Consider the following 424-nt stretch of genomic DNA (forward strand, 5'->3'; position numbering starts at 1 on the left):
GTCCCTGAAGCACCGAGCGGACACCTCGTTGTCGTGGGTGGACCGGCTGTGCCGGTACGCCCCCTGCGAGCGGCGCACGTGGAGCGGGTGGCGTTCGACACCCATGCCCTCTCGGCAGGGCGGCCGTTACAGGGGGTCGAGTATCAGCACGGCACGCTGCACGGGTTCGAGGTGAGCGAGTACCTGCTCGCCACGTTCGACCGCGCCTGCGTCTACTGCGGGGCCACGAACACACCGCTCAACCTCGACCACGTCCGCCCCCTCTCCCAGGGTGGGTCGGACCGGGTGTCGAACCTGGTCTTGGCCTGCGTTGACTGCAACGAACGCAAGTCCAACCATCCGGTGGAGGAGTTCGTGGGGAACGAGCGGGTCCTGGCCAGGAGCCTGGCTCGGGCCAAGGCCCCGCTGCGGGACGCGGCCGCCG

At 69.8% G+C, this 424-nt stretch carries 1 protein-coding gene; it reads left to right on the top strand.

The window, feature by feature from the left end; translation table 11 throughout:
• Positions 1 to 48: 48 nt before the first annotated feature.
• Positions 49 to 424: HNH endonuclease (locus D471_RS33170; protein WP_241479573.1), on the top strand; the 376-nt coding region annotated here is incomplete at its 3' end.

The sequence above is a fragment of the Nocardiopsis lucentensis DSM 44048 genome (genome assembly GCF_000341125.1).
GTDB lineage: Bacteria > Actinomycetota > Actinomycetes > Streptosporangiales > Streptosporangiaceae > Nocardiopsis > Nocardiopsis lucentensis.